This is a genomic window from Clostridium sp. (genome assembly GCF_051656525.1).
In the GTDB taxonomy this organism is placed as follows: domain Bacteria; phylum Bacillota; class Clostridia; order Clostridiales; family Clostridiaceae; genus Clostridium.
In genome coordinates this window covers 1-3,047 of the sequence record NZ_JBOGCC010000122.1, presented here as the reverse complement: position 1 = coordinate 3,047, position 3,047 = coordinate 1, and the positions used below count along the sequence as shown (strand labels likewise).

Below are 3,047 nucleotides of genomic sequence, written 5' to 3'. Positions count from 1 at the left end.
TTTTCTTTATCCTTGCTAAAAATCTTTACTAGGAAAGAGATAACCGTTTTAGTTTGTTGGAACTCGGAACTCTAACAGGCGGAAAAGAGGGGAAACCCTCTTTTTTAATTTTTTGTATATTTTACAATTGCACGCTTACTAGTTTCTCTAAAACTAGAAAATATTGCGTGAAATATGGAACTTAAAAGCAACAAGATAGATAAAACTAAAGTTGTATCTTTGGGTGAAATAATAATCTATAAAAATAACTTGCTAAAGTCCAGTTTAACTGGGTTTCTTAAATGTAATTTGAGAAACTCCTAATCGTGAAGTAGCTTTTTTAGTTAAAGATATTTAGTTATAATAGTTTTACCAGGTTGTTAATTAATTTATATTAGCAGCCTTTTTTTATTTATATAAAAGTTTTAAAAAAGTAATTTTATAGATATTTAAAAATAATTTAATAGAAATTATATAAAAATATAGTGTTTATTCTTGTTAAAATATAGCAAAAAACGATTTTCAATAAAAAACAGTATAAAATGTTGTGTTAATGTTTGAAAGCCTTTAAAATTGATTTTATAGCCTTTAGACAGATGTTAAACTATCTGTCTTTTAAAATTATTTCAACTTCTCTAATCATTGACTTTGAATATGTTATTTAATACAATATAAAACGTTGGAAAAATATAAATTAGAGGGGGAAAAGTGAAAAAAATATTAATATTATTTGTTTTAGTTGTAAGTGTTATATTAGGAACACCAAATACTAAAACGACTGTAACAAGTATTAAAAATAGTGTTACAGTATCAGTTCCAGTTTCTAATACTGTTTCAAAAACTATAAACACATCTAAACAAAGTAGTAATAAAACTGTATCTGAATTACAGCTGAAAATTGAAGAATTGGAACAGAGGTTAGAAAATTATGAAAAAATAAATTGGATTTTAGAAAGAACTCAAAAAGATATAGAAAAGTTAGAGACTAAAATCGATAATAGAGAAGGACTAATTTATAATATTGACCAAATTTATTCTTCAGCTAATGATTTTTATAAAACATCATTTGATGATTTAAAAACATTGATGTATCAAGCTTCTGGAATGATACTACTAATACTTTTAGGAATAAATTATACGAATAAAAGTGATTTGAAAGAAAAAAAAGAAGAAGTAGAAAAAATAATTTGTGAAAAAATGAAAGAATTAGATGAAGTGAAAGCTAAAGCTGAAAAGATAGAAGAAAGATTGGATGAACTAAATAAAACATTTGGATTAAAACTTGGAGAATTGAATAAAATTTTTGATGAGAAAATGAAAGATTTTGAAGTAAGAAATATAGAAATTATAGGAGACTTGAATAAGCTAAAAAGTGAAATAAAAAATGAAGTTAATAGTTATAGGCAAGATATACTCTGTGAAGTGACAGATTTAAAATCACAATTTCAAGAAATTCAGAAAAGACAGAAGCAAAATTCTGAAATAACTGAAGAAAAAGATATAAATTTTGATGAAAATACTGAGATTGATAAACTAATTATAGATGCTAAAGAGTTGTATAAAAAACAAGACTATATCGGAGTTATAACTAGTTTAGAAGGTAGCTATTTAAAAGATGATTATAATATTAATTATTGGTTAGGGTTAGCAAATTATAGATTGTTTAAATATGCAGAAGCAATATATTATTTAAATATAGCAAAAGAGATATGTCCAACTTTAACAAAAGAGTATTACGTTAATTATTGGTTAGGAATGGCAACAATGAAAAATAAAAATTATGAAGATGCAATAAAATATTTCCATGAAGCAGTAAAATTAGCCCCAAATAATAATAATAAATACAATAGTTATTATCAATTAGGATATTCTTATTCAAGAAATTTAAAATATAAAGAAGCCACTATATATTTAAAAGAAGCTGAAAAGTATGTTTTAACAAAAAAAGATAAGTATAATGTTTATCATGAATTAGGAGTAAATTATTTGTTTGAAATTGAATATAAATTGGGAATAAAATATTTACAAATGGCGATTAATGAAACTGATGAAACATCTTTATCAAATAAATATAAAACTTTAAGTTGGCTAGGAATAGCTTTTTATTTTGAAAATGAATATCTAGAAGCACTTAAGTGTTTTAATGAGGTAGAAAAAAATAAACAATATTCTTTATCTAGTGATAATAGCTGGATATCTAAGTGTTATTACCGATTAGCATTAGAAAATTTTAAATTAGATCAAATAAAAGCAAAAGACTATATTGACAAAAGTTTAGATTATAATCCCGAAAATAAAGAAGCATTGGAATTAAAAGAAAAAATAGAGGAAATGCCAGATAGTTTAGACAATAAAATTGAAGAATAATTGTAATAGGAGAGAGAAACTTAATTGTTTTTCTCTTTTTTTTTATGTTAAAATATTTTAGTAATTTTATAAATTAACCAGGAGAAGATTGATGATAAAAAAGAAAAATAATTTTAGTTTTTATTTAATAATTGGGATATTATGTTTCCCATTTATTGTAAATGTAGTAATGGTTTTATTTGGACAACTACCAAATAGTTACAAGTTTATATTTGCTAATGATCTAGGGAATAAAGAATGGCTTTCTTTTTGGGGAAGTTATTTAAGCGGAATAGCAACATTTGTGTCAGTATATGTAATGTATAAAATGAATGAAAAGATTATGTTGAATCAAAGAAAAGAGACTATTTATAATCATGATAAGAAAAGTTTAGAAGAATTGAAAATAATTTTAGTCCAAGTATTAGAGACGTTTGATATATCTATATTTAATAAGTTTGCAAATTTAGGAAATCGAATTGATTCGAAAGAACAAAAATTAATATTTATAGCAGCAAAAGAGAAATTATTAAAAACACAAGCAGCTTTTGAACTTCTTACAGAAATAAATTTATCAAAAGAATCTTTTGATGATGAAAAATCGGCACTAATTATTGAAGAATTAAGAGAACTGTATTATAGGATGAATATATCATATTTTAAATTATTACATGAATTTATGGCTTTTGTAAATGAATTAGAATATGCTAGTGAAATAACTA

General features: G+C 23.6%; 2 protein-coding genes. Both read left to right on the top strand.

Features of this window, described 5'->3' with window-relative positions; genetic code table 11:
- Positions 1 to 687 precede the first annotated feature (687 nt).
- Positions 688 to 2,346, top strand: coding sequence for a tetratricopeptide repeat protein (locus ACRDDY_RS05580; protein WP_438563987.1), 1,659 nt, complete (start codon positions 688 to 690; stop codon positions 2,344 to 2,346).
- Positions 2,347 to 2,437: 91 nt separating this feature from the next.
- Positions 2,438 to 3,047, top strand: a 610-nt coding sequence (locus ACRDDY_RS05575; protein WP_438563986.1) for a hypothetical protein, incomplete at its 3' end; no start/stop codon positions are given.